Origin of the sequence: Enterococcus sp. ARL09-542 (genome assembly GCF_005234805.1) — a bacterium.
Classification (GTDB): domain Bacteria; phylum Bacillota; class Bacilli; order Lactobacillales; family Enterococcaceae; genus Enterococcus_D; species Enterococcus_D gallinarum.
On record NZ_QPQX01000009.1, the window covers coordinates 72,307 to 95,725 of the forward strand.

Below are 23,419 nucleotides of genomic sequence, written 5' to 3' on the forward strand. Positions count from 1 at the left end.
TTAATCATCCTTCCATCATTAATAGCTCTGGATCAGCTAATAGACGTTTGATATTATTCATTGCTTGTTGCGCTGTTGCACCATCAACAATTCGGTGGTCAAAGCTCAATGAAAGTTTCATTACGCGGCCGACAACGATTTCGCCCTCAGCATTGACGATTGGTTGTTGCGCGATTGTACCAACACCCAAGATAGCTACTTCAGGGTAGTTGATTACTGGTGTGAACCAGCCACCACCTACAGAACCAATGTTACTGATAGTGATCGTTCCATTGCGCATGTCATCTGCAGAAAGTTTGCCGTCATGAGCAAGTTTAGCTTTTTCGTTGATTTCATCAGCGATAGCAAACATTCCTTTGCGGTCTGCATCTTTGACATTTGGTACATATAACCCATGATCCGTATCCGTAGCAATACCGATATTGTAGTAGTTTTTGTACACAATTTCTTGTTTTGCATCATCGATTGAAGCATTCAAGATAGGGAATTTTTTGACTGTAGCAGTCAATGCTTTTACAACATATGGCAAGAAAGTAAGTTTTGTACCATTGGCAGCAGCAACTTCTTTAAATTTCTTACGATTATCCCAAAGATTTGTTACTTCTACTTCATCATGCAATGTTACATGAGGTGCTGTATGTTTGCTGTTGACCATTGCTTTCGCAATTGCTTTACGTGTTGGAGTTAATGCTACACGTTCTTCTAAATCACCCAAGTTAGACTTGAAGGCTTTAGCTGGTGCTGCTGGTTTGCTTTCAGCTGCTGGTGCTTGTGCTTCTTCTTTTGCTGGAGCTGCTGCTTCTGCAGTTGCTGAAGCTCCGCCACCAGATAGGAAGTTCTCAATGTCTTCTTTTGTCACGCGGCCACCTTTGCCAGTTGCAGTTACTTGTGTGATGTCGACATCTTTTTCACGAGCAAATTGACGGACAGAAGGCATTGCTAATACACGTTTGTTTGGATCAGCAGCTTCAACGACACTTGCTGAGCCAGAAGTTTCAACTTTTTCTGGCGCTGCAGTTGGCGCTGCAGAACTAGCAGCTGGTGCACTGTTGTGTCCTGGAGCATCGATTTCTACTAATACATCACCAACATTAGCAACTGTTCCTTCTGATACAAGGATATTTTTTACAGTACCTGTGACTGGAGATGGGATTTCTTCAACTGATTTGTCGTTTTGAACTTCCAATAAAGTATCATCTTCATTGATGGTGTCGCCAGCTTTAACGAACCATTTTACGATTTCGCCTTCTGCAATTCCTTCACCGATATCTGGTAATTTGAATTGGAATACGCCTTCGCCTTCTGAAGAACCAGCAGATGCAGCTCCCGTTGTTGGAACAGCAGCTGGTTGTGCAGGAGTTTGGGCTTGCGCTGCCACACCTGCATCTCCTTCATTGTCTTCATGGCCAGGTGCATCGATTTCTACTAATACATCACCAACATTGGCAACTGTTCCTTCTGATACAAGGATATTTTTTACAGTACCTGTGACTGGAGATGGGATTTCTTCAACTGATTTGTCATTTTGAACTTCCAATAAAGTGTCATCTTCATTGATGGTATCGCCGGGTTTAACGAACCATTTTACGATTTCGCCTTCTGCGATCCCTTCACCGATATCCGGTAATTTAAATTGAAATGCCATTTTCTATTCTTCCCTTCTTCAACTATTAAAAGTTCACGATTTCTTTCACTTTGTCTTCGATATCTTTAGCATTTGGCAACCAGATATTTTCTGCTTGACCGAATGGGAAGATTGTATCTGGAGCAGATACACGTCCAATTGGTGCTTCTAATGAAAGAACCGCACGTTCAGAAATTTCAGAAACGACTTGAGCGCCTACGCCTGCTTGTTTTTGAGCTTCTTGAACAACAACCACACGACCTGTTTTTTCAACAGATTTAATGATTGTTTCCACATCAAGAGGAGCAACTGTACGCAAATCGATAATTTCAGCATTGATGTTTTCTTTTGCTAAGTTATCCGCTGCTTTGATTGCTTCACGAACCATTGCACCATAAGTGATGATCGATACGTCTGTTCCTTCACGAGTCACCGCTGCTTTATCCAATGGAACTTCATACGCTTCTTCTGGCACTTCTTCACGGAATGAACGGTAAAGTTTCATATGTTCTAAGAAAACAACAGGATCATTGCTGCGAATAGAAGCAATTAACAATCCTTTTGCATCGTATGGGTTTGATGGAATCACGACACGGATACCTGGTGATTGAGCAATCAATCCTTCCAAGTTATCTGAGTGCAATTCTGGTGTATGCACACCACCACCAAATGGTGAACGAATCGTAATTGGCAAGTTGCGTGTGCCGCCCATACGGTAGCGAGTACGTGCCATTTGTCCAACGATTTCATCAAATGTTTCAAAAACGAATCCGAAGAATTGAATTTCTGGAACTGGACGGAAACCTTCTAGTGCTAAACCAAAAGCTAAACCGCCGATACCAGATTCAGCAAGAGGGGTATCGAAAACACGATCTTCACCGAATTTTTCTTGTAAACCTTCTGTTGCCCGGAAAACCCCGCCGTTTTTACCGACGTCTTCACCAAAGACTAAAATTTCTTTGTCGTTTTCCATTTCAACAGCTAAGGCATCTGTAATTGCTTGAATCATTGTTTTTTGTGCCATGACTATTTCGACTCCTTCGCTTCGTAAGTTGCAATTTGTTCTTTAATGTTTTGAGGTTGTACTTCAAACATATTTTTCAAGAAATCTGAAACTTTTTGTTTAGGTACACGGTCAGCTTCAGCGATTGCAGCTTTGATTTCTTCTTTAGTTTGTTCAATGATTTGTTCTTCTTTTTCTTCAGACCATAGTCCTTTTTCAGTCAAGTACGTACGGAAGCGAACCAATGGGTCTTTTTGTTGCCATTCGCTGTCCATATCTTTTGAACGGTAACGCGTTGGGTCATCCCCTGATAATGTGTGTGGACCATAACGGTAAGTCAATGTTTCAATCAAAACTGGTCCATTGCCATTTGCTGCCCATTCACGAGCTGCTTTTGAGACAGTGTAAACTGCTAATGGATCCATACCATCCACTTGGATTCCTGGGATACCAGCTGCAGCTGCTTTTTGAGCTAATGTTGGCGCAGCACTTTGAACTTCACGAGGTGTTGAAATCGCAAAACCGTTGTTTTGGATGTAGAATACAGCGTTTGCATGGTAAGCACCAGCAAAGTTGATTGCTTCATAGAAGTCCCCTTGTGAAGAACCGCCATCACCTGTATAAGTGAAGACAACATTTTTCTTGTTGCGCTTTTTCAGACCAAGAGCTACACCAGCAGCTTGCACGTATTGCGCACCGATAATGATTTGTGGTGGTAAAGCTTGCAAGTCTTCTGGATAAAGGTTTCCAGCTACGTGTCCGCGAGACCATAAGAACGCTTCTTTCAATGGAAGGCCGTGTTGGATCAATTGAGGGACATCACGGTAACCCGGTAAAAGCACATCTTCTTTTTCAAATGCAAAATGGCTTGCTAATTGACTTGCTTCTTGACCAGCTGTTGGCGCGAAGAAACCTAGACGACCTTGACGGTTTAACGCAGTAGAGCGTTGGTCTAATACACGGGACCATACCATGCGAGTCATCAACTCGACTAATTCGTCGTCACTTAGATCAGGTACTAAATCTGGATTTACGATTTTTCCGTCTTTATCTAATGCTTGATAAGTTGGAAAATCTGCATTGACTTGCTCCAAAATTGCTTGGAAATCAAGTGCTTTTTGTTTTTTTGCCATCTTGACACACTTTCCTCTCTGATATAAAAATTCACTTTCGAATGTAACAGGGATAAAATCTGTATCATCGAAAAATCATTTACTACTATAAATTATCATTTAAACGAGAATAAGACAAGTGAAAAGGTATTTTTTTTTAATAAAATGATTCCCATTAGACCAACTCTTAAGAAACGATTAGTGAAAACAATCACATTTAAGCAATCGCTTTCTTGCTTTGCTCCTTATTAAATTCTTTTTTTCTTTTAAGAATAGTACAGACTTCGCCTTTTAACTAAACAGAAACGTAACACCTCGAGGACTTTCCCTTGTGAATGTTTCGACTTAGTAAAATTAGTTTTTTTTGATAATGAGAAAAAAATAATACAGAATAGAATAAAAAAGAAACAGATAGCATAAAAGTTAAAATCTTTTATGACTATCCGTTTCTTTTCTCAGATCCACTCTTTTGTATAATGGATATAGATTCTCTTAGCTACTTCTACGCTTACCAGGTAGGCAAGAATAATGCCGACAAACCATGGCCAGTAAGAAGATGGTAGCGCTACAAAATCAAAGACTGTGTGCAGCGGCGACAAGATAATACCGAAACCCACCAAAATCGCAAGAACGCTTGACAGTAAGACTGCTGGCGATGCGATACTTTGGAAAAATGGCAGTTTACGCGTCCGGACCATATGCACGACTAATGTTTGCGTCACAAGACCGATCATGAACCAGCCGGCTTGGAACAGCGCTTGTTCTTGAATGGCATTTGCTTGGAACACATGCCACATCACGAAGAATGTCAAGATATCAAAAATACTGCTGACTGGTCCAATGCTTACGGTGAATTTCAATAAGCCTCTGACTTGCCACTTGACTGGTTTTTCTAGTTCTTCCACATCCACATTATCCCAAGGAATAGTCAACTGTGCCATATCATAGACTAGATTTTGCACCAGCAATTGAATAGAAAGCATTGGCAAGAAAGGCAAGAATGCACTAGCGACAAGAATCGAAAAAACATTCCCAAAGTTTGAACTCAATGTCATCTTGATGTATTTCATCATGTTTGTGAAAACTTTACGGCCTTCAATGACGCCTTTATCTAACACATTCAAGCTTTTTTCTAATAAAATGATCGAACTTGCGTCTTTGGTAATGTCTGCGGCCGTATCTACAGAAATACCGACATCAGCAGCCCGCAGTGCAGGCGCATCATTGATTCCATCTCCCATAAATCCGACAGTATGACCATCGGCTTGCAGCGACTGAATGATGCGTGACTTTTGCATAGGATTCAACTTAGCAAATAGATTGACCGCTTCTGCTTTTTCAGCCAATTCTTCATCAGAGAGACGATCAACGTCTATCCCTAGAAGATAGTCGTTCACTTCGATCCCCACATCTTTACACACCTTTTGCGCCACGATCGCATTGTCACCAGTCAAAACTTTCACGTTGACACCATGACCATGTAATGAAGCAATAGCTGTTTTTGCGGACTCTTTCGCTGGGTCTAAAAAGCCCATGAATCCGATCATGATCATATCTTGTTCATCTTCAACTGTGTAGACGGCTTCTGCGTGAGCATCTCGCTTGATTGCTACTGTTAGGACACGCATGCCCTGTTTGTTCAAGCGGTGATTTACCTCACGAAGTTTTTCTCTTAATTCATCTGTCAATTCCAGAACTTGTCCGTTGACTTCCACGTATTTGCAGACTTTCTCCATTTCCTCAGCAGCACCTTTTGTGACCATGATTTGGTGTCCATCTGCTTTGACAACCACTGTTAAACGCCGGCGGGAAAAGTCAAAGGGGATTTCATCCACTTTGATGACTTCTTGATACGGTGCTTGGCGCTCTGTGTCTTCGAAGTAGTTCAATACCGCAATATCCATCAAATTTTTCCAACCTGTTTGATAGTAGGAATTCAAATAGGTCATATCCAACACTTGTTGGTCTTCTTTACCAAACGGATTCAGATGCTGCACTAATACGACGCGATCTTCAGTGATCGTGCCGGTTTTATCCGTACATAAAACGTCCATACTGCCCAAGTTTTGAATCGAAGGCAATTCTTTGACGATCACTTTTTCTTTAGCTAACGACATGGCACCTTTTGCCAAATTACTTGTGACGATCATTGGCAACATTTCCGGAGTCAAGCCAACAGCTACAGCGATTGCGAAGAAAAGGGCTTCTCCCCAGTCTCCTTTTGTCAATCCATTGATCAAAAAGACGATGGGAAACAAAACCATTACCATTCGCAGCAACAATTTACTGACTTTCGTCAAACCATCCTCAAAAGTAGTCTTTCCTCGTTTTGACGTTGCATTTTTGGCAATATCACCAAAAAAAGTACTTTGACCGGTTTTTAAAATAATTGCTTTACCTTGTCCACTAAGGACATCCGTTCCCATGAAAACCAAATCTTGCATATCTAATGCGGAAATCGTTTCTTTAGAATCTTTGATCCCAGCATCGACAAATTTTTCCACCGGCATAGATTCTCCGGTCAGAGAAGATTGATTGATAAATAAATCTTTTGTCCAAATCAAAATAGCATCTGCCGGAATCATATCCCCGGTTGCCAATGTCACGATGTCTCCTGGTACGACTTCATCCATCGGAATCTCGATCGTTTCGCCGTCTCGAGTGACAGAACATGTATTTTCAATTAATTCTTTTAAAGCCAAACTTGCTTTTTGCGAACGATATTCTTGCACGAATGTGATCGTAACACTTGCTAAGATCATGATTCCCATCACGACCACTGCTTCATAATCACCTGTGAAAAAAGAAATGACCATCAGCAAAGCCAAAACTAATACAAAAGGATCTTTGAGAGCACTTAAAAACATCAGCCAAGCAGGTGTTGGTTTTTGTGCATCTACTTGGTTTGGTCCATATTCTTCCAGACGTTCTGCTGCATCCTCTTTTGATAGTCCATTAAACGAAGTCCGCATTTCCATCAGCAACTCTCTTTCCGAAAGTTGTGCAAGTAATTTTAATTCTTGATCTTTAGATAATTTTTTTAACATCTTCTTTTCCTCCTATAACTAGGAGTTGCATTTGCTACCCCTAGCATTCTTTTTATTGTTCATCTGGGGACTGGGGTATTCCATGTTCATCTTCCTCTCTGTTTATCAAGCAAGAAACTCTGGATCATGCAGAAGTGTTGGTCAAAAATAAAGGCAGTCAGCAATTGTCTTGCAGCACCTCATAAAGGTCTGTATGTATCAGCTAAAATAAAGGCATCAGTGACCATTAACACAAAAAAACGCATGCTCCCAATAAGCATGCGTAAAAAACTCATGATCATTGTAGAGCTTTAGCACTATAGGGCGTAGATAACTTGACGTTATCAGCTGCTTTGGGTTTAACCTTCACGATTAGACCTGTCCTACCAACTAAGCATCTCTCGATACTTTTGCGGCAGCAGCTTGTGTCCATATAGGAGCCTCACCTAACAATTATTTATTTCTATCCTCACTATAGTCTATCTAATTATATAGGTCAACCATTATGTGAAAATACTTTTGTTATTTTTCAATTCCATTTTCAGTTTTTGGATCATTGGATCGAAGGATCTGCCATTCCGGACAGACGGTAATATTGAGCCAACACTTCTTTGATTCGCTGACTTGCTTTACCATCACCATAAGGATTTTCAGCATGCGCCATTGCGGTATATGCAGCGTGATCCTGCAACAACTGCTTCGTTGCTTGATACACATCCTCTTCCCCTGTACCGACCAATTTCAACGTTCCTGCCGCAATGCCTTCTGGACGTTCAGTTGTGTCCCGCAACACCAATACAGGAACACCGAGAGAAGGGGCTTCTTCCTGGACACCGCCGGAATCAGTTAGAATCAATGTGCTTTGGTTGGCAAAATTGTGAAAATCGATGACATCTAAAGGTTCAATCAATGTAACATTCTCTAAAGCACCCAGAGTTTCTTGGGCAATTTCTCGAACTTTGGGATTTTTATGCATCGGAAAAACGACTGAGACTTCTGGAAACTCGCCTGCGATTCGAGCCAATGCCTGAAAAACATTCTTCATCGGCTGACCTAAATTCTCTCTGCGGTGCATCGTCAACAAAATCTTTCGCTGTTTTCTGTCTGTTAGTGTAGGATGCTGATAGTCTTGAGAAACAGTGTAGCGCATGGCATCAATCGCGGTATTGCCAGTGACAAAGATGGCTTCTGGATCATGATTTTCCGCAAGTAGATTTTCTTTACTTTGAAGCGTTGGAGCAAAGTAAAGATCCGCTAGCACATCGATGAGTTGCCGGTTGGCTTCTTCCGGATAGGGTGATCGTTTATTCCACGTCCGCAAACCAGCTTCAACATGACCGATCGGAATCTGAGCGTAAAAAGCTGCGGTTGCTGCGGCATATGCCGTTGTTGTGTCACCATGAACAAGCACAATTGACGGTTTTTCTTGGTGGAGAATCGGTTCTAATTCCAGCAAGACTTTTGTAGTGATGCCGGTCAACGTCTGTCCCAATGTCATGATATCCAAGTCGTAATCAGGTTCGATCGCAAAAACCTCTAATACTTGATCTAACATCTCGCGATGTTGGGCTGTCACCACGACAATTGATTGAAATCGAGGATCAGCCTCTAATTCTTTTACCAAAGGCGCCATCTTGATGGCTTCCGGTCTTGTCCCAAAAACGGACATTACTTTGATAGTCAAACACTCACCTGCTTCTTTCTGCATGTTTACTTTATTGTTATTGCTCTTACTCACTTAGTCAACTGAATATCCGCTTTTAGCTCAGAATATTTTTTTAGTTTTTTTTCATCATTTCTTCTATTATAACGAAAGATTAAGAAAAACCAAATAGTCGATAGAGATGATTCCACAAAAAGCAGAAGGTCAGCGCTGAAAATAAAAAAACCAAAAGACTTGTTGCCCTCAGCAGCAAGTGATAAGAATGTTTTGCTATCGCTTGCTGTAAGACCAAAGAAATCTTTTGGATCGAACTTTTATTCATGCCACTGTCAATTCTACAGCCGAAGCAACTTAAATTGTATCGCCATTGAAAATCGAGTTTTTCACGATCACATAATCAACTTTTCGAATCGATTCGAGGTCTTTGCCACCGGCATAGGAGATCGATGATTGTAGATCTTGCTGCATCTCAACCAAAGTATCTTTCAAAGAACCTTTGTAAGGGATCCAGATTTTTTTCCCTTCGACGTTTTTCTTTTCCCCTTTTTGGAATTCAGAAGCAGAGCCAAAGTATTCTTTTAAAACGACACCATTTTCGACTTTTGTTTCCCCGGGAGATTCTTCATGTCCAGCAAACAATGAACCAATCATGACCATCGTTGCCCCAAAACGAACAGATTTTGCGATATCTCCATGGGTGCGGATTCCCCCATCGGCGATAATCGGCTTGCGAGCTGCTTTTGCACACCAGCGTAATGCAGCTAATTGCCACCCACCAGTTCCAAAACCAGTTTTGATTTTAGTGATACAAACTTTCCCTGGTCCGATCCCGACTTTCGTTGCATCCGCGCCGGCATTTTCCAATTCTCGGACCGCTTCAGGTGTGCCAACATTCCCTGCGATCACAAAAGCATCTGGTAAATGTTTTTTGATATGTTGGATCATATTGATGACAGCATTGGAATGTCCATGGGCAATATCGATCGTAATATAATCAGGCACCAGTCCTTCAGCAGCCAATGTTTCGACAAAAGTATACTCATAGTCTTTGACACCGACACTGATCGAAGAGATCAGGCCTTTTTCCTTCATTTTTTTGATAAAAGGAATGCGGGCTGCTTCGTCAAAGCGATGCATAATATAAAAATAGCCATTTTCAGCTAAAAATTCTGCGATTGATTCATCAATGATCGTTTGCATATTTGCAGGAACGACCGGCATTTTAAATGAATGTTTGCCTAAAGTAACCGTCGTATCACATTCTGAACGGCTATTCACGATACATTTATTAGGGATTAATTGTATATCTTCGTAATCAAAAACTTTCATGTCAAACATAAAAATATCCTCCAAATCTTGATAAGAGTGAAGCAAGCATCAAATGGCTGTCGCCTATTTTTAATGCCCACAACAATTTAAACCAGCTCACTCATAAATACAAGTGTTTTAGAATCTTTTTTTTAAAAAGCAACAGGAATGTTCGTCTTTTACGAACATTCCTGAGATAGTTTCCATTAAATAAAGGGTTTCTTCTTTTTTTAAGGTAAAATATTGCCAGCTGCCAAATATACTTCATACCATTCTTGGCGTGTCAACACAATCGTAGATGCCTTAGCGATCTCTTCGATACGATGCGGCGTCATCGTGCCTGCGATCACCTGCATATTTGGTTATTTGGACACACAAAAAAAGCCCCCCCTACTCAAAAGAGTAAGGGGTGCTTGTGTTACTTAACGTCTTGCTCCAAGAACCATGAATTGATTCCGTCCAACAAATATGCTTTTTTAGATTTAGATTGATTGACAGATTTAATCTGTTTGATCTTATATTTATTGCCTTTAACCCAATATGGGATATTTTGTCCGGTCTGATATTGAGTTGCGAAGCTTTGAACGGTCACAGTATCGCCAACTTTGTATGTCGCATTACTAGTTGTCACAAGCTGAATGTCGTTCTTGTGGGCCCAACCCAGGCTATCAATCAAATATGGTTTTTTACCGCTGACCACTCGCTTGATTGTGCCAGTTTTGCCGCGACTAGCAGTCGACCGACCAGCGCCTGTGCTATCCTTGTATAGCGCATCAGTGATTTTCACCTTGTCGCCCACTTTAAAACTTGTTGAAGCAGCTGGCTTACTTGTGGATGAATTGTTGTTGTTAGATGAATTTGCAGAATATCCGAACACAGCCAGTGTTGCATTAACTGCTGCATCCATTTTCTTGGCCATGATATCCATATCTTTTTGACTATCTACAAATCCCCATTCGATTAAAATTGCCGAGCCTGTTGAAGCTCGAATGACATATAAGGATGTAGTAGCCTTAGCCCCACGGTTAACCCATCCTGTCACTTTACAAACAGCTGTACAAATTTCTTCTGCTAATTTTTTCGCTTGAGCATTACCAGCGTAATACCAGACTTCAAACCCATTTGCAGTACCGTTAAAGGCATTCAAATGGTGACTGACGTGGAAAGACTTGCCAACAGCATTCATTTTTTTGACGATGTTGTACAAGTTATCATTGGCTGTACGTCCCACATTATCCGTAGCATCTACCGCTTTGGTTACTGCACGAAACTTGTCATGGATCTTTTGTGCTACTTCGTGCTCTTTCAAGCCGCATCCACTTGCACCAGGAACGATCGCGTTATGTCCTCTATGAGAGGTTGAGTTATTATATTTGACCATGGTTATTCACCTCTCCCGATGTAAAAGTAGTCTTCGATTTCATCTGTTGGATCATCCGTTTTTTCACGTTTTTTTACTTCAAACTTGAAAGTCTTGTCTTGACCGTCTTTCGTGAAATTGCCTGTCAAATGATATTCTGATTCGCCTAATTGATTCATTGTGTGAGCTGCATCTTGCACTGGATCCACAGCCTCGATGATTTCTGGTTTTGCCACTGCTTCAAAGTCTTCGATAAATTTTGCTTTGTTCCTCATGTTTATCCCTCCAATTTTGTATATAAAAAAAAGCGGCCTATTCAGCCACTCCTTGATCAACACCATCTTTCATCCCTTTTACTGCTGATTCGATTAACAGATTCAACTCTTCTTCAGTAAACTTAATGCCGTTCTTGTTAAATAAGTCTACTAACTGAGCCTTGGCTTCTTGCAACTTAGCATCTCCATTTGCTTCTGCGTAAACTTGCTGAACTGCTGATACAACGATCGCTACATAGTTCTTCTTGCTTTCCAATTGAGCCAGCACACCTTTCCTCTTCAAATATGCCGTTCCTTTTTGTCCAATGAACGTTGTCGCCAAACCAACAACGACAATCAACAAGTTTAACAATACATCTTGTAATGCTTCCATTTAAACTCCACCTTTCAAAATTGTGTTCTCGTTTTTAAGTGTTTCATTTTCCCCTTCGAGTTCCTGAATACGCTCATCACGCTGTTCCACTTGCAACTCAAGAAACCCGATTTGCTCCTTATACGCTGTCACTTGCTTCTCGTGTTCTTCCTTAAACTCTCGGAATTCTGATCTAACCGCTGCTAGTTCATCTTTAAACTCTTTTACTTGCAACCGATAGCCTTCGATAATGTTCCCCATGTTTTGGATATACAAAGCTTCTGCGTTGTTATCCCCTTCTGTCTTCACTTCTTCAACCTTATTCTTCCCCTGCACTTTAGCCACTAATTTCGGACCGTATACCGCCGAAAGAAAAACGCCGATAATTGTCATGATTTGCGGAAATCCGCTGGTCCAAAATCTATCCATCTGCTTCATCCTTTATAATTATTTCCTGCTGATTTACCTTCAGGATATTTGTACTCATTAGCGCTATTGTGAAGCAATAAATCCAAGATGGATTAGTGCTGCCATCTATGAAAGTGACCAAGAAACAAGAGCCTAATAGAAGCCACAGAAACAGCAATACGAAGTACAGAGGGAGTTTGAGATATACATTATCAATTATCAATCCAAACACTTTCAGAGCCCCGATAATGATAAACATTAAACCAAAATAACGACCACCAATAAATCCGAAGATATTATTGATAGCCGCATATGCGTTTGAATATGAAAGAATGTTTGAGTTGAAGAAATGATAGAATCCATAAGCAATTGAACCTAGAGAGAAAACAAAAGAGGTGCTTCGCTTATTAATATAACCAAATGTATAACTAATTAATAACCACATATGCCACCTACTTCCCTAAAGTAAAAACCTTATATGAGTAACGAAAAACTATTAATCTTAACATTTACTTGTCCCCCACACCTAATTTCTAAATAGTATGAACCGAAAACATTACTAACATCCAAATAAATTTTTCTGTTTTTTCCACCATAGAAAATTGGTTGACTTGAATATGCACTAGGATAAACAGTTCCTTTACTTACAAAACCTTCTGATGGTTTATTCGTAAGAAGATTAACACGGCAGGTATAGGCATTAGAATCCCCGTTTCCGCCATTAAATATAATATCCGCATCTAGTTCTAACATCGAAAATTTACTGATGTCAACCTTATCATCAATGACAAACCCTACTGAACCTATCTGATTGTTTTCTTTACCGCCAGTGGTATTTAACGTAACTAATCCGCTCTTATCAATCGAGTATGTCGGATAATTCGAATCTAGTATACTACTTTCGATATAGGCAATATATCCATATACCTTTTTCGCTTTATCGAATCTATCAAAAATAATATTCTTCGTTGGATCGTAATACGGTTGCTCATTTGCATATAAATTCCCTTTGTAAAAAAGATTGTTATACATAATCCTTGAAGATACGTCTGTTTCATACATCTTTCCCGCACTTTTTTCTGGAAACTCACTTCGATTACCACGTTCCAGACGACTGTCTACAACATTCAACACACTACCGTCTTTTGCTTTGAATGTTACGGCATTGCTCTGCATAGGAATTTCGATTTCGCATTGTGTCATCGTTACTTTGCTATTGCTCAAAGATACCACTCCAGATGCAACAGGTGATTCAAAGTGGCATGAATTAATAAAAGCCGTTGTCGGAATTGTTGGATTAGTGGATGTAAATTTCAATGGCAACAACAGGCCCCCATCGGATGAGCAGTTCGTAAGCATTGCTTTTCCTTTTATGTCATATCCTATTTCATCTACTCCGTTTAAATGTATATCAGAAAAATTCATTGTTGTATTTCCCCAAAATGGCGAGAGAAATCTAAACCCGTTTTTAGCTTTTTCAATCTCTAATCGACTGTAAGTGCAATACATATTGTAACGAATAGTTTGCATGGCAACATTTAAATTTTTGAACAGTAATCTTGTGAATTCAGACATTGAAATCCCCAGTGCAAATATTCCCTGTTCGGTGTTATCTGAAGTGTCCCCGAAAATAGAGAAATCTTCTAGTTTTATATTTGAGCAATAATTTGAACTAGATGCAACATCTTGAATCGGTATCTTATCGTAATTACTTTCATTCATCAAAATAATTACAGCGTCAATATTTTCTGAAGCATTTGCTGAAGTTGTTTCATCAGCAAAACTATATGTTGTTTTCCCTTTCTTGTGGATATTGGTAATTCCCATACCTGCACCAGAAATAGATACCCAACTAATGTCTTTTTTCTGATTCGCCTTGACTAACAATGGCTTAGTAATTACATAATCCCCAGCTGGAATGAATACTTTTAGACGATTAGCAAATCCGTAATCAAATGCCTCCTGCAATGCGGCGGTATCGTCTGTTATATTATCACCTTTTGCACCGAACCACTTAACGTTCACACTTCTTTCTGCATTTTCATTTTGAACGCGCTGCATAAAAGATACACTGCTTTCAAAACCACGAAATTCATTATTCTTTCCAATTTGTTCATCAAGCCGTGTCGGTAAATCGGGATATGGCTGTGTTGCTCCTTCAGGCTTTCTTGATCTTATTAGTTCACTGAGTATTGTTCCACCAGGATCAACCGATTCAAGTACCTCTTTGTTCTGTTCGACAAACTCTTCCCAATCGGATTTACCAGAAGCTATATATTCTTCATACAATCTTTTCAAGTCTTCAATCGTCCAAATATAAGTTGACCCATCACTTATAATCTGTCTGGATCCATCACTAAACACGTTTTTAGTGACTTCATAAGTGAAATCACGTGTGGTGAATTGTTGTACGAAGGTATGATCATCGACCATTTTACGGAAACTAAAATAGGCCAGCTGTCGTCCTAATATTTGCCAATCTTGCGCTCGCATCGTGTACTCTAGTTTCCCGATTTTCGGGTCTGTCATTTCAGATGGCAATAGTTTTTGTTCAATAATACCTAATCCATCAGTTTGCCCGATTTTCGCACAAAAGAAAACTTGCAAACCTTCATATGATTTAGGTGTGGCATCTTCTAATATTTGTACAACGAGAGTCTGTGTTTCTTCATCTGCTTGTCTGATTTTTAGTAACCCTATATTATTGTTTGGTTCGCTTACGTTAAGTGTAATTGGGTATTTAACCGCCAAAACTATCAGCTCCTTTAAAACTCTTTATTTTTTAGAAATTTATATATTCTCTTGGATTGATAAAGTCATTTTGAGATGGCCAAGGTCCATTTTTAAAAAACTGAAAGTGCAAATGCGGACCTGTACTTGGCCCTGTTGTTCCCATGTTTCCGATTTGTTGTCCTTGTTTTACGGTGTCTCCAACTGAAACTCGCAATTGACTTTGATGTGCATATCCTGTGTATAGTCCGTCAGAGTGCTTGATAACAACATAGCTTCCGTACCATTCAGGATAACTTCCAGCAATCACGACTTCTCCTGCAGCCGAAGCATAAATAGGGGTGGTTGGATTTCCATTAACTAAATCAATCCCGTTGTGTAATTCGTAAGCTCCTGTTATAGGATGCTGTCTATAGCCAAACTCACTTGTCACAGTGACTGGTTTGCTAATAGGTACTACATATCCCACGCTCTCCGTTACTTTTACATATTGACGAATCATTGCTGCATAATGGAAGTTTCCTCCGTTAACATACAGATAGGTTCGTCCATCTGCTTGGGAAACTGCATTAACATATGGATAAGTGGCCCCTGTGGTATTTCCTAAAGAAGGTGCTACTACGTCTCTTGAATATTCTTCTGCTAAATCAGTAGTATTCTTCCCTCCACGATTTGCTAACCAAGGAATATATGCACTTCCAAAATTATATCCTTGCATGACTCCCCAAATATCAACGTTTTGAGTTTGACCATTTTTAATCTGTTCCGCCAGATGTTTACACCCTTGTTTAACCGAAGATTCTCCAGTTAAATAGCCTGGTCCTGGATAACCAGCCGATTCAGAAGATTGCATGATATCATCTGTGCCGTCTGTGCTTGGGTTTTCAACCATAATTAATGCGTAAGCTAAACCGATATAATCGGAGATACCATATAACTTTGTATATTTGTCAAGCCAAGCAACAATGTTGGGGTTTCCTGTAATGTTGCTCCCTATATTGATTGGTTCATAAGTAGAGCCGCTGGGACCGACCCCTCCGCCAGATCCACCTGGATAGACTTGTTGCCCTCCAGAATAAATACTGCCAGCATCTAAACGTCCCGCAATCTTTACACCTTTTTTAAATTCAACATCACCTTCAAAGACAACATTATCTTTGAAAGTGATCTGTCCTTCACCAAAAGTTCCTTTTCCATAGAAATTGTACAGTCGATTATCCGCTGTGCTTTCTTCAGGAACTTGAAGAATCGGGGCAGATAATTTCTTGTTATCTTTACTTGCGGAGTTGATTGAGAATATATAACTAGGATCTTGCACTACTGCAAATCCGTTGATTACTCGACCACCACCATACGTAGCTGTAATTCTCCCCAGTTCTTCTCCATGAACATCGTCTAGTCCAGTTGATACAACTTGTTTTTCAAAGGTTAATTTTCCGCCTTCCATAACTACTTGGAAATCTTCATCATCCAAAGTTTTCAACGCAACCCCTTGAACGAGGATACCTGACAGAATGCCTGCAGTGATAAAGTCAGCCACGATTGCACCGTCTTGAGTCATTGCCAAACCGTACGGACCGTTCACGCCGTTGTTAGAGTATCCTAGTCCACCTAAATTCCATCGCCAAACCTTTTGAGCATCAGCGACAGAAGGTTTATCCATAATTAGGATTTCGCTAGGCGCTTTTTCAGGTCGCATACGAATGATGCCGCCTTTTGTCCCAGTGATCCAGCTCGAAGCATTTCGAACGGCTTCAACCATCAATTCAGTGCGCCTTTCAACCTTTTGACGTAGCTTTGTCGTCTCAGTTGCCGTGGCATTGGTGTAGAATTCGATATCATTGCCCAAGGTCACGCTTTTGTATTTGCCAAGCGTTGGGTACCAAGTGTACTCGATCATTCGCTCAGCTACTTCAATTCCTAATTTTGCAACTGTACAGTAGCAAGTATCGCCGAAATGCAGCCTTGCAATATCATCGTATAGTTCTTCATATTCCATAGTGTTTTCAAGTTGGACCATTGAAACCGTATGAGTGATTGAAGGCTCATGTACTCGATCGACATCAAATTTCGATTGGCCCCATTTTTTCAAATCTGCAACAGTGGTGAGTTCTGAATTTTCGTATTTACCAATGCGGCGGTTTTTGTCAGTTACTCCTGTCAATTCGAGATATTTGTACGTGATAGGCTCTTTATCTTCATCGTAATCGCCTTCTGGCACTCCGCCGATTAAATACAAGCTATTATAATAGTTGCCGTCTATCTCTTCCTCGATCGATTCTAGGTTCACTCCTAAATCAACCCGATAGCCATTGTCTTTTCCGATTCGAGACAGCAATCTAAAACGATAGTTGTCCATATCCAATTCGCCAGCAGTGATACTCGCTAGATTCTCGTTACCATTGTTTGAACCAATCACAGCATCAACTGGATTAGTTTGTTTGACAGTGAATTGGTGGACTGTTTGAATATCTGACTCAAATGAAAAAGGCTGCTCAAATGCTAAGGCAGCCTTTAATCTACTCATGATAATTGATCCAGTACCATTTTGAGTGAAACTACTCTCAATGAAATTCCGACTCAACATATAACCGATCGCTCGTCCGGTAACAGAGAAAGAATTGAGATTTTTCGTTACTTTTTTTATCTCAAAGTATTTCATCTTGCCATCTTCATCTTCTGCACGAATGAAGTTATCTTCTTTGAGATATTCTACATTTTGACCATCTAATGAATAGTTGCCATAAAAAGTATAGTCACCATTTAGAATACGGTTGATTTCAGGTAAATCAGCCCAATCAATCAAAGCGTGACCGTTCGTTTCTAAGTCCGCTGGCATTTCTTCATAAACATAAACTAAACTCACAAATACACGCTCCTTCTTAAAATTGTGCCGCTAGAAACACCTGTGGTAGTCAGTTTGTTTTCTCCCGGACGAACCAACGGCCATTCTCCTTTGCTGAAAAGTGTTTTCGAACCTTGAATAATTTTTCCGTGTTCGCAATCGACTTTGATTACTTCTGTACTGGTGTTTGTAATCGTCAACGAAGTACTGTTGATTGTAAGTTTGACGTTGCCTCCTGTTGGTTTCAATTCTAGGTAAGGCTTTGCTGTTTCGTCTCCAGGGTCGTGAAAGACCAGCGAAGTAGCAAATGGCAATGACTGCTCATTTACTTTCCGTTTAAAAGGCTGGCATCGAAAAGTTAAATCAAAGGTATAGAAATACCCCCACTCGTTTTCAAACTCAGTAGGGGAATCCATCATGCAAATAACGTCTCGATAGGTATTGTAATCATTATGAGTAATCAATTGCCCACGACCTCGTAACCATTGTTTTACTTCACGTAACCGATCATAAGGAACTGTGATTGATTCAACTTCTAGGTTATACGGTTCGTAATCATCAAATGTTTCGTACAAAGATCCGCTTCGTCCTAACACAGTGATTTCTTCATAGCGTTTGTTTGGAGAGATCTCAGGAAGTTCAGTTTCGATAATACAATCCATATCCATAACTGCGTTGATTCCTTTGAATATAAAATTCGGTGTATCAGCATCCATGAACATTCCTACTAACCTCCCACACCGGCAAGTGCCTGTTTGCTTGCACGGTAAAATTTACGGTTCATTTTGTTTAATTCGCTTGGGTTATTCGCATCGACATTCCCAATGTGGATATGTTGTTCCACTTTAGTAGGCTGTACTTTGCCGCCAATGCCTTTGCGTTTTTCTTCGTCTGATAACGGAGTAACAGTTGTCTTACCGTTTTTGTTCGTAAGCAATTCTGGTCCAGCTTCACCAACGATCGCTTGGCCATTCAAAACATGTCCGCCTTCTGCTAAATAAGGAATCGTGGATATACTAAACCCTTTTCCGCCAACACCAGGAACCCATTTTGGAATTTTAATGTTGTTTAGTCCACCAAGAAATGCATTGATCAATCCAATCATTGTGTTTAGTGGTGCTTTAGCCATAGCAGCAATCATATCAAAAATACCGCCAAAAATATTTACAACACCATTCCACGCTCGTTCCCAATCTCCAGTGAAAATTCCAGTTATAAAATCTATAAATCCGGTGAAAATTCTCTTACCTGCATCAAAAAAGTTTTGGAAATTTTGTATGATTCCTCCAAAAGTATTGCTAATGTATCCGCCCATAAAATTAAATACTTCTACCGCTATATCAGAAACACCTTGGAAGAATGCATTCACACCGTTCCTAAACCATTCTACTTTATTGTAGGCAAGCACTAATCCTGCTATGAGCAATGCAATACCAGCTATCACAAGAACAAAAGGATTTGCTGCTAGTAATGCCGTCATTCCAGACCACACTCCTTGTAAAACCCTTATTCCAGTTGCGATTTTGGTAACCGAACTCATTAGCGTTCCTAAAACAACCAATACAGGACCAACTGCAGCAATGATACCTGCTATGGTTATAATCCAGTTCTTAGTACCTTGGTCCAGAGAATCCCACCAACCTTTAAAACTCTTCAAAGCATCAATCGCCATTTCAAAGAAAGGCAATAAGCTGATTTGGACGGATTCACCTACATCAGCTAAAGCTATTTTTGCATTGTTCATCGCTTGGTTAGATTTATCAATTGGATCTAGCGTAGCTTCAAATGTTTCCCCAACTGAACCTTGGCTTTCATCAGCGATTTTTGCCAAATCTTCTAGGTTTAACGTTCCTCTTCGAATCGCATCTGCCATTCTTGGACCACCTTTGGTACCAAAAACTTCTGCAGCTGCGTTGATTGCATCTGTTTCTGAACTAGCATTCTTAATCTTATCTTGAAGTTCCCCTAAGCCTTCAGACAGAGATTTTCCATCTTTAGCATAGGCAACCGTAGCTTTTGACAAACTGCTCAAGGCTGCATTTCCATCGACACCAGCTTGTTCGAATTGCCCCATCAAAGTAACGCCCTCGCCGAAACTAAGGCCCAACTGTTTGATTTGTGGGGCACCTTTTATAGCCGAATCAAACAGACTATCGACTGCTTGACCAGTATTTTGAGACGTTTTGGTTGTAACATCCAACACTTTATTCAAATCATCATAGGACAAATCATAGGCTTCGATAGCCTGTCTTGCATAGATAGCGGATTGAGAAACGTCTGTGCCATTAATTTCAGCAAATTGAAGGATATAATTGGTTGAATCTTCAAGTTTTTTATCCATGAACCCAAATTGAGTATTCACTTCACCGATTGCTTCTCCGACTGTTTGTAGTTCTAAGTGAGTATTTGATCCAACGTTTTCAAACGAAGTTGCCAAACTGTCAGCAACATCGCCTGTTGCTCCAGTTTTAGTTATGATCGTATCTAACGCTTCATCAACTTCCGAGAATGCAGCTAGCCCTGCCGCTCCAGCTGCCACGATCGGGGCTGTAACGCCAACAGACATCTTCTTACCGACATTCGAAACCTTTTCGCCAGCTTCTTCGATTTTTTGTAACTTTTTGGCTGTATCAATAGATACATCGCCTTGTTTTTTTAGTGCTTCATTCGTTTCATCCAAAGCGGCTTTTAATTTATTTTGACCAGTTTCGGATTCAAGCATCTTCTTATAAAGTTTTTCAGATTCTGCTGAGTACTTACCAGTTTCTTCTACTGATTTTTCATATTGTTCTCGCAAAAGTTCTGTTCGCTTTTCAGCGAGCGATAACTGATTTTCGAGTTTCTTTTTCGCAGCAGTCAGTTTTTCAGTTGCTGTTGCGTCTTTATCCATAGCAGACACTTGGTTTTTGTACTCAGTAGCTGCTAAGTTCATTTCACGATTGATTTCCTTGATCGTTTTAGAGTAATTGACTTCTCCATTTGTCTTGAAATTTAAGACTGTGTCTACCTCTCTTACGGCCATCTTAGCACTCCTTTCCTACCACCAAGGGCTTTGATCCATTGTTCTCGTTTCCGGCGGTTCAAACTCCGTATTACTTTTCAACCACTGGATATAAGATTTAAGCCACAAGTTAGGTGTTGCTTTTAAAAAAAATTCCTCACTCCAATTAAGTAGAGTGAGGGCAACATAGAGATAGAAGCTCCATGGAGTTCCTATCTCTTGTGTTTCTTCTTGTTTTTTCCTTTTTTCTTTTGAGGAGTTTGATAATCTTGTGGCTTCTTCGATTTTTTTAAGTCTTCAACCTGAAACTTCTGATTACTAAAAATTTCCATGCATGCCCCATAAGCCTGTAAGACATCGCCGTTCATACCTAAGAATTTGAAGATAGTTTGAGGATCTTCTTCTAAACCGCCAGTGCGCAGCATTCCATAGATCAACGAGCGCATGATTTTTAAATCAGCAGGCGTCAAATTACGAGAATTGATCTCCCCATCGCTTTTATTGATCAAAAGATTCATATCATTTTCGAACTTTGAGTAATCTTCACCGTATACATCTGCAATATATTCCATCGTTTCCATAGTAAATACAACGGGAAAGTCATGCCCTTTAATATTAACCACACGAGAGTTGCCTAAGTCGTCAATATTAATTCCGTAGTCAACTAATCTAGCCATTACTCGCCACCACCTACTGGAGGAGTAGCTGCAGCAATTGTTTGCCATTGTTGTTCAGAATAGATTGGCTGTGCAATGAATTTTTCAAATAGCGCAAGAGATCCGGTAGTTCTATTTGAATCAAAACTTGAATACATTACATTGTTGTAATTCAATCCAGTTGCTACTAGGTTTGCCGTTACATCGTCGATCTTTGTTTCATCTTCTTCGGTTGCATACTCTTCATCAATTACATTAGATAACTGAGTTTTCGGATACCATACTGCTTTGCGGCCACCGCCTTCAATTTTCCCGATAAATCCAAAAGCAAAGAATGGATATTCTCTTGCAATATTCTTAGAAAATGTTACGCCGCTTTCAGCAATCAAACCTTTCAATTCATCCATGACATCAATAGGAATTCCCACATGGTCCAATCCTAATTCGTGTTTTGTTTCTCGTGATACACGGCGGAACATCTTGCTTGATGCCCATTTTTCTAACGTTGTTCCGTTACCTTTTACAGCCAGTTTTGTAGCAATAGGTAGTCTTACAATTCCACCATATTCTGGTGCTTTATTTACGCCATCTTGTGCCTCAGGAGACATCATAGCGATCAAGATATCCTCAAGGCCTTCAAAATACAATACATCTGTTTTGCCCAAATTAATTACCTCCCCAAAGATCCATGATCTTTTGTGTCATGATTTCTTCGATTTTATTTTTGTTCTGTTCGTAGGTACCGCTAGCAAAGTTCTGCGCTCTTTGATTAGTGGTCCCATTTTCTGCGAATCGCCAGTAATACGCTGTATCTTCGAAAGCAACTCTTACTCTGTCCTTCTCTACCACAACCTTGATTTGATCTCGCATATGTTTTCTTTTCATTAAGCTTTTAGGTATACGTGGCAACATTTTGTCGACATAAAAGTTTGCGGCTTCTTCTAATGACTCCAAAGAAACTTTGACAGGATCTACCCTGCTCAACTCGCCCAATATATCAGACATTTCAGCAAATCCATTCTTATTACTAGGCATCTTCAACACACCTCACATAAGTATAAAAATTGGTGATTGTATCATCGTTTTCATCGCCTTGGATACCTACAAAATCCGTATACAGAATACCTGCGTTTTCCAATGCATGTTCCAGAATGCTCAAGTCTTGTTCTGTACCAGCCGTAAGTAATGACACTTGATAATAAGGCATTCGTTTATGGACTTTTGAAGAAGCCATTTTTTTACTTTTGCTAACATTCGAATAAACGATATAAGGATAGTTTGTACCTCTTGCTGCTTTATCACGAGTAACTGGCAAATTGGTTGCTTTGAGGGCGGTTTTTAAGTCATCCAAATTAATTAACATATGTCAAACTCAACTCCATTTCCCTACTCTTTGGTAGCGTGTAAATACGGGCTATGTTATACGCAATACCGTCGATTTTAACGCCGTTTGTCTTCTCTGTGATAGATTTATCCCAACGGCATTTAATGCGCCTTACAACGTCCGTCTTGGCTTGCTGCGATAGGTATTTTTCTTCTGCCGTTATTCCGATTTCAATATAGTATAAATCACGAACTTTCGTCCTAACTTCAACAGGTCTGTCGTTGCCGTCTACGAGTTCTTCAATCTTTTGTAACTCAGCGATCCACTGTAAATCATTAAGTAGGCTCATCAGTCAACACCTCCAAAGCGAAAATAGGTTCTAAAGCCATCAACGCTTCTTTGAGATCATCAGATGAAAGTCGGTGTTCAAACATGACGGTTGTCACCATGATTTCTAAATACTCTTGCTCATAGCCGATTTTCTTTTTTACGTATCGTTTCGCTGCTTCAGCATAAAAAGAGAGCATAGAATCATCCATGCCCTCCTCTAATCGGATATGTTTTTTTAGGTTATCTAACAAATTACTTTCCAATCTATTCACCTACCAATTCCAATAATTCTGATTTAGTAGCATTGGATTTGTAAGAAATACCAACCGTATCTAAATAGGCTTTGATTTCTACAACAGTATTGTCACTAGTCGGCTTTTCTAAGTCGGCTACCCCTAACGA

The 23,419-nt window shown here is 40.1% G+C and carries 21 protein-coding genes, 1 pseudogene and 1 riboswitch; all 22 genes and pseudogenes read right to left on the reverse strand.

Features of this window, described 5'->3' with window-relative positions; translation table 11 throughout:
- Nucleotides 1-4 precede the first annotated feature (4 nt).
- Nucleotides 5-1,645: a dihydrolipoyllysine-residue acetyltransferase gene (locus tag DVW06_RS10910; protein WP_021150950.1), complete on the reverse strand. Its 1,641-nt coding sequence runs from the start codon at nt 1,643-1,645 to the stop codon at nt 5-7.
- A gap of 25 nt (nt 1,646-1,670) precedes the next feature.
- Complete coding sequence (locus DVW06_RS10915; RefSeq protein WP_003127215.1) at nt 1,671-2,648, reverse strand: alpha-ketoacid dehydrogenase subunit beta; 978 nt, start codon at nt 2,646-2,648, stop codon at nt 1,671-1,673.
- A 2-nt stretch (nt 2,649-2,650) separates the two neighbouring features.
- A complete protein-coding gene (gene pdhA, locus DVW06_RS10920; RefSeq protein ID WP_003127214.1) occupies nt 2,651-3,760 on the reverse strand; it encodes a pyruvate dehydrogenase (acetyl-transferring) E1 component subunit alpha in 1,110 nt (369 codons plus the stop codon).
- 434 nt (nt 3,761-4,194) lie between these two features.
- Nucleotides 4,195-6,786: a magnesium-translocating P-type ATPase gene (mgtA, locus tag DVW06_RS10925; protein WP_137264633.1), complete on the reverse strand. Its 2,592-nt coding sequence runs from the start codon at nt 6,784-6,786 to the stop codon at nt 4,195-4,197.
- A gap of 269 nt (nt 6,787-7,055) precedes the next feature.
- Nucleotides 7,056-7,226, reverse strand: a riboswitch (M-box (ykoK) riboswitch).
- Nucleotides 7,227-7,318: 92 nt separating this feature from the next.
- Nucleotides 7,319-8,449: a non-hydrolyzing UDP-N-acetylglucosamine 2-epimerase gene (gene wecB, locus DVW06_RS10930; RefSeq protein WP_081131368.1), complete on the reverse strand. Its 1,131-nt coding sequence runs from the start codon at nt 8,447-8,449 to the stop codon at nt 7,319-7,321.
- 330 nt (nt 8,450-8,779) lie between these two features.
- Nucleotides 8,780-9,757 carry a GMP reductase gene (gene guaC, locus DVW06_RS10935; protein ID WP_003127210.1) on the reverse strand — a complete coding sequence of 326 codons (978 nt, stop codon included), beginning with the start codon at nt 9,755-9,757 and terminating at the stop codon, nt 8,780-8,782.
- Between the two features lie 209 nt (nt 9,758-9,966).
- Nucleotides 9,967-10,095: pseudogene (locus DVW06_RS10940) on the reverse strand (aldo/keto reductase); the annotation flags it as partial.
- Between the two features lie 59 nt (nt 10,096-10,154).
- The gene (locus DVW06_RS10945; protein WP_137264634.1) at nt 10,155-11,117 is read right to left on the reverse strand and encodes an N-acetylmuramoyl-L-alanine amidase; all 963 of its coding nucleotides are present in this window, start codon (nt 11,115-11,117) and stop codon (nt 10,155-10,157) included.
- A 2-nt stretch (nt 11,118-11,119) separates the two neighbouring features.
- Nucleotides 11,120-11,371, reverse strand: a complete 252-nt coding sequence (locus DVW06_RS10950) for a DUF5960 family protein (protein ID WP_137264635.1) — start codon at nt 11,369-11,371, stop codon at nt 11,120-11,122.
- Between the two features lie 37 nt (nt 11,372-11,408).
- Nucleotides 11,409-11,744 (reverse strand): phage holin, LLH family, encoded by a 336-nt coding sequence (locus DVW06_RS10955; RefSeq protein WP_137264636.1) that lies wholly within the window; start codon nt 11,742-11,744, stop codon nt 11,409-11,411.
- Nucleotides 11,745-12,152, reverse strand: a complete 408-nt coding sequence (locus tag DVW06_RS10960; protein ID WP_137264637.1) for a hypothetical protein — start codon at nt 12,150-12,152, stop codon at nt 11,745-11,747. It lies immediately after the preceding gene.
- Nucleotides 12,145-12,576 (reverse strand): hypothetical protein, encoded by a 432-nt coding sequence (locus tag DVW06_RS10965; protein WP_137264638.1) that lies wholly within the window; start codon nt 12,574-12,576, stop codon nt 12,145-12,147. The genes DVW06_RS10960 and DVW06_RS10965 overlap by 8 nt, the downstream gene beginning before the upstream one ends.
- Before the next feature lie 29 nt (nt 12,577-12,605).
- Nucleotides 12,606-14,882, reverse strand: coding sequence for a BppU family phage baseplate upper protein (locus DVW06_RS10970; protein ID WP_137264639.1), 2,277 nt, complete (start codon nt 14,880-14,882; stop codon nt 12,606-12,608).
- Nucleotides 14,883-14,913: 31 nt separating this feature from the next.
- Complete coding sequence (locus tag DVW06_RS10975; protein WP_137264640.1) at nt 14,914-17,727, reverse strand: phage tail spike protein; 2,814 nt, start codon at nt 17,725-17,727, stop codon at nt 14,914-14,916.
- A complete protein-coding gene (locus DVW06_RS10980; RefSeq protein WP_137264641.1) occupies nt 17,724-18,428 on the reverse strand; it encodes a phage tail protein in 705 nt (234 codons plus the stop codon). Before DVW06_RS10980 ends, DVW06_RS10975 begins: the two co-directional genes overlap by 4 nt.
- A 5-nt stretch (nt 18,429-18,433) precedes the next feature.
- The gene (locus DVW06_RS10985) at nt 18,434-20,728 is read right to left on the reverse strand and encodes a phage tail tape measure protein (protein ID WP_137264642.1); all 2,295 of its coding nucleotides are present in this window, start codon (nt 20,726-20,728) and stop codon (nt 18,434-18,436) included.
- Between the two features lie 191 nt (nt 20,729-20,919).
- Nucleotides 20,920-21,384: a hypothetical protein gene (locus tag DVW06_RS10990; RefSeq protein WP_086269598.1), complete on the reverse strand. Its 465-nt coding sequence runs from the start codon at nt 21,382-21,384 to the stop codon at nt 20,920-20,922.
- Nucleotides 21,384-22,028, reverse strand: a complete 645-nt coding sequence (locus tag DVW06_RS10995) for a phage tail protein (RefSeq protein WP_137264643.1) — start codon at nt 22,026-22,028, stop codon at nt 21,384-21,386. The genes DVW06_RS10990 and DVW06_RS10995 overlap by 1 nt, the downstream gene beginning before the upstream one ends.
- 1 nt (nt 22,029) lies before the next feature.
- Nucleotides 22,030-22,398: an HK97-gp10 family putative phage morphogenesis protein gene (locus tag DVW06_RS11000; RefSeq protein WP_137264644.1), complete on the reverse strand. Its 369-nt coding sequence runs from the start codon at nt 22,396-22,398 to the stop codon at nt 22,030-22,032.
- Nucleotides 22,391-22,726 carry a hypothetical protein gene (locus DVW06_RS11005; RefSeq protein WP_137264645.1) on the reverse strand — a complete coding sequence of 112 codons (336 nt, stop codon included), beginning with the start codon at nt 22,724-22,726 and terminating at the stop codon, nt 22,391-22,393. Before DVW06_RS11005 ends, DVW06_RS11000 begins: the two co-directional genes overlap by 8 nt.
- On the reverse strand, nt 22,716-23,036 hold the full coding sequence (locus DVW06_RS11010; RefSeq protein WP_137264646.1) for a phage head closure protein: 321 nt from the start codon (nt 23,034-23,036) through the stop codon (nt 22,716-22,718). Before DVW06_RS11010 ends, DVW06_RS11005 begins: the two co-directional genes overlap by 11 nt.
- Entirely contained in the window at nt 23,023-23,289 is a 267-nt protein-coding gene (locus tag DVW06_RS11015; RefSeq protein WP_260603757.1) for a head-tail connector protein, read from the reverse strand. Before DVW06_RS11015 ends, DVW06_RS11010 begins: the two co-directional genes overlap by 14 nt.
- Nucleotides 23,290-23,419: the final 130 nt, after the last annotated feature.

Coding starts and splice junctions, on each gene's coding strand:
- DVW06_RS10990 (WP_086269598.1), bottom strand. CDS start 21,384: ATGGCTAGATTAGTTGACTACGGAATTAATATTGACGACTTAGGCAAC.
- DVW06_RS10960 (WP_137264637.1), bottom strand. CDS start 12,152: ATGGATAGATTTTGGACCAGCGGATTTCCGCAAATCATGACAATTATC.
- DVW06_RS10910 (WP_021150950.1), bottom strand. CDS start 1,645: ATGGCATTTCAATTTAAATTACCGGATATCGGTGAAGGGATCGCAGAA.
- DVW06_RS11010 (WP_137264646.1), bottom strand. CDS start 23,036: ATGAGCCTACTTAATGATTTACAGTGGATCGCTGAGTTACAAAAGATT.
- DVW06_RS10965 (WP_137264638.1), bottom strand. CDS start 12,576: ATGTGGTTATTAATTAGTTATACATTTGGTTATATTAATAAGCGAAGC.
- DVW06_RS10980 (WP_137264641.1), bottom strand. CDS start 18,428: ATGTTCATGGATGCTGATACACCGAATTTTATATTCAAAGGAATCAAC.
- DVW06_RS10945 (WP_137264634.1), bottom strand. CDS start 11,117: ATGGTCAAATATAATAACTCAACCTCTCATAGAGGACATAACGCGATC.
- DVW06_RS11005 (WP_137264645.1), bottom strand. CDS start 22,726: ATGTTAATTAATTTGGATGACTTAAAAACCGCCCTCAAAGCAACCAAT.
- DVW06_RS10950 (WP_137264635.1), bottom strand. CDS start 11,371: ATGAGGAACAAAGCAAAATTTATCGAAGACTTTGAAGCAGTGGCAAAA.
- DVW06_RS11000 (WP_137264644.1), bottom strand. CDS start 22,398: ATGCCTAGTAATAAGAATGGATTTGCTGAAATGTCTGATATATTGGGC.
- mgtA (WP_137264633.1), bottom strand. CDS start 6,786: ATGTTAAAAAAATTATCTAAAGATCAAGAATTAAAATTACTTGCACAA.
- pdhA (WP_003127214.1), bottom strand. CDS start 3,760: ATGGCAAAAAAACAAAAAGCACTTGATTTCCAAGCAATTTTGGAGCAA.
- DVW06_RS10985 (WP_137264642.1), bottom strand. CDS start 20,728: ATGGCCGTAAGAGAGGTAGACACAGTCTTAAATTTCAAGACAAATGGA.
- DVW06_RS10955 (WP_137264636.1), bottom strand. CDS start 11,744: ATGGAAGCATTACAAGATGTATTGTTAAACTTGTTGATTGTCGTTGTT.
- guaC (WP_003127210.1), bottom strand. CDS start 9,757: ATGAAAGTTTTTGATTACGAAGATATACAATTAATCCCTAATAAATGT.
- DVW06_RS10915 (WP_003127215.1), bottom strand. CDS start 2,648: ATGGCACAAAAAACAATGATTCAAGCAATTACAGATGCCTTAGCTGTT.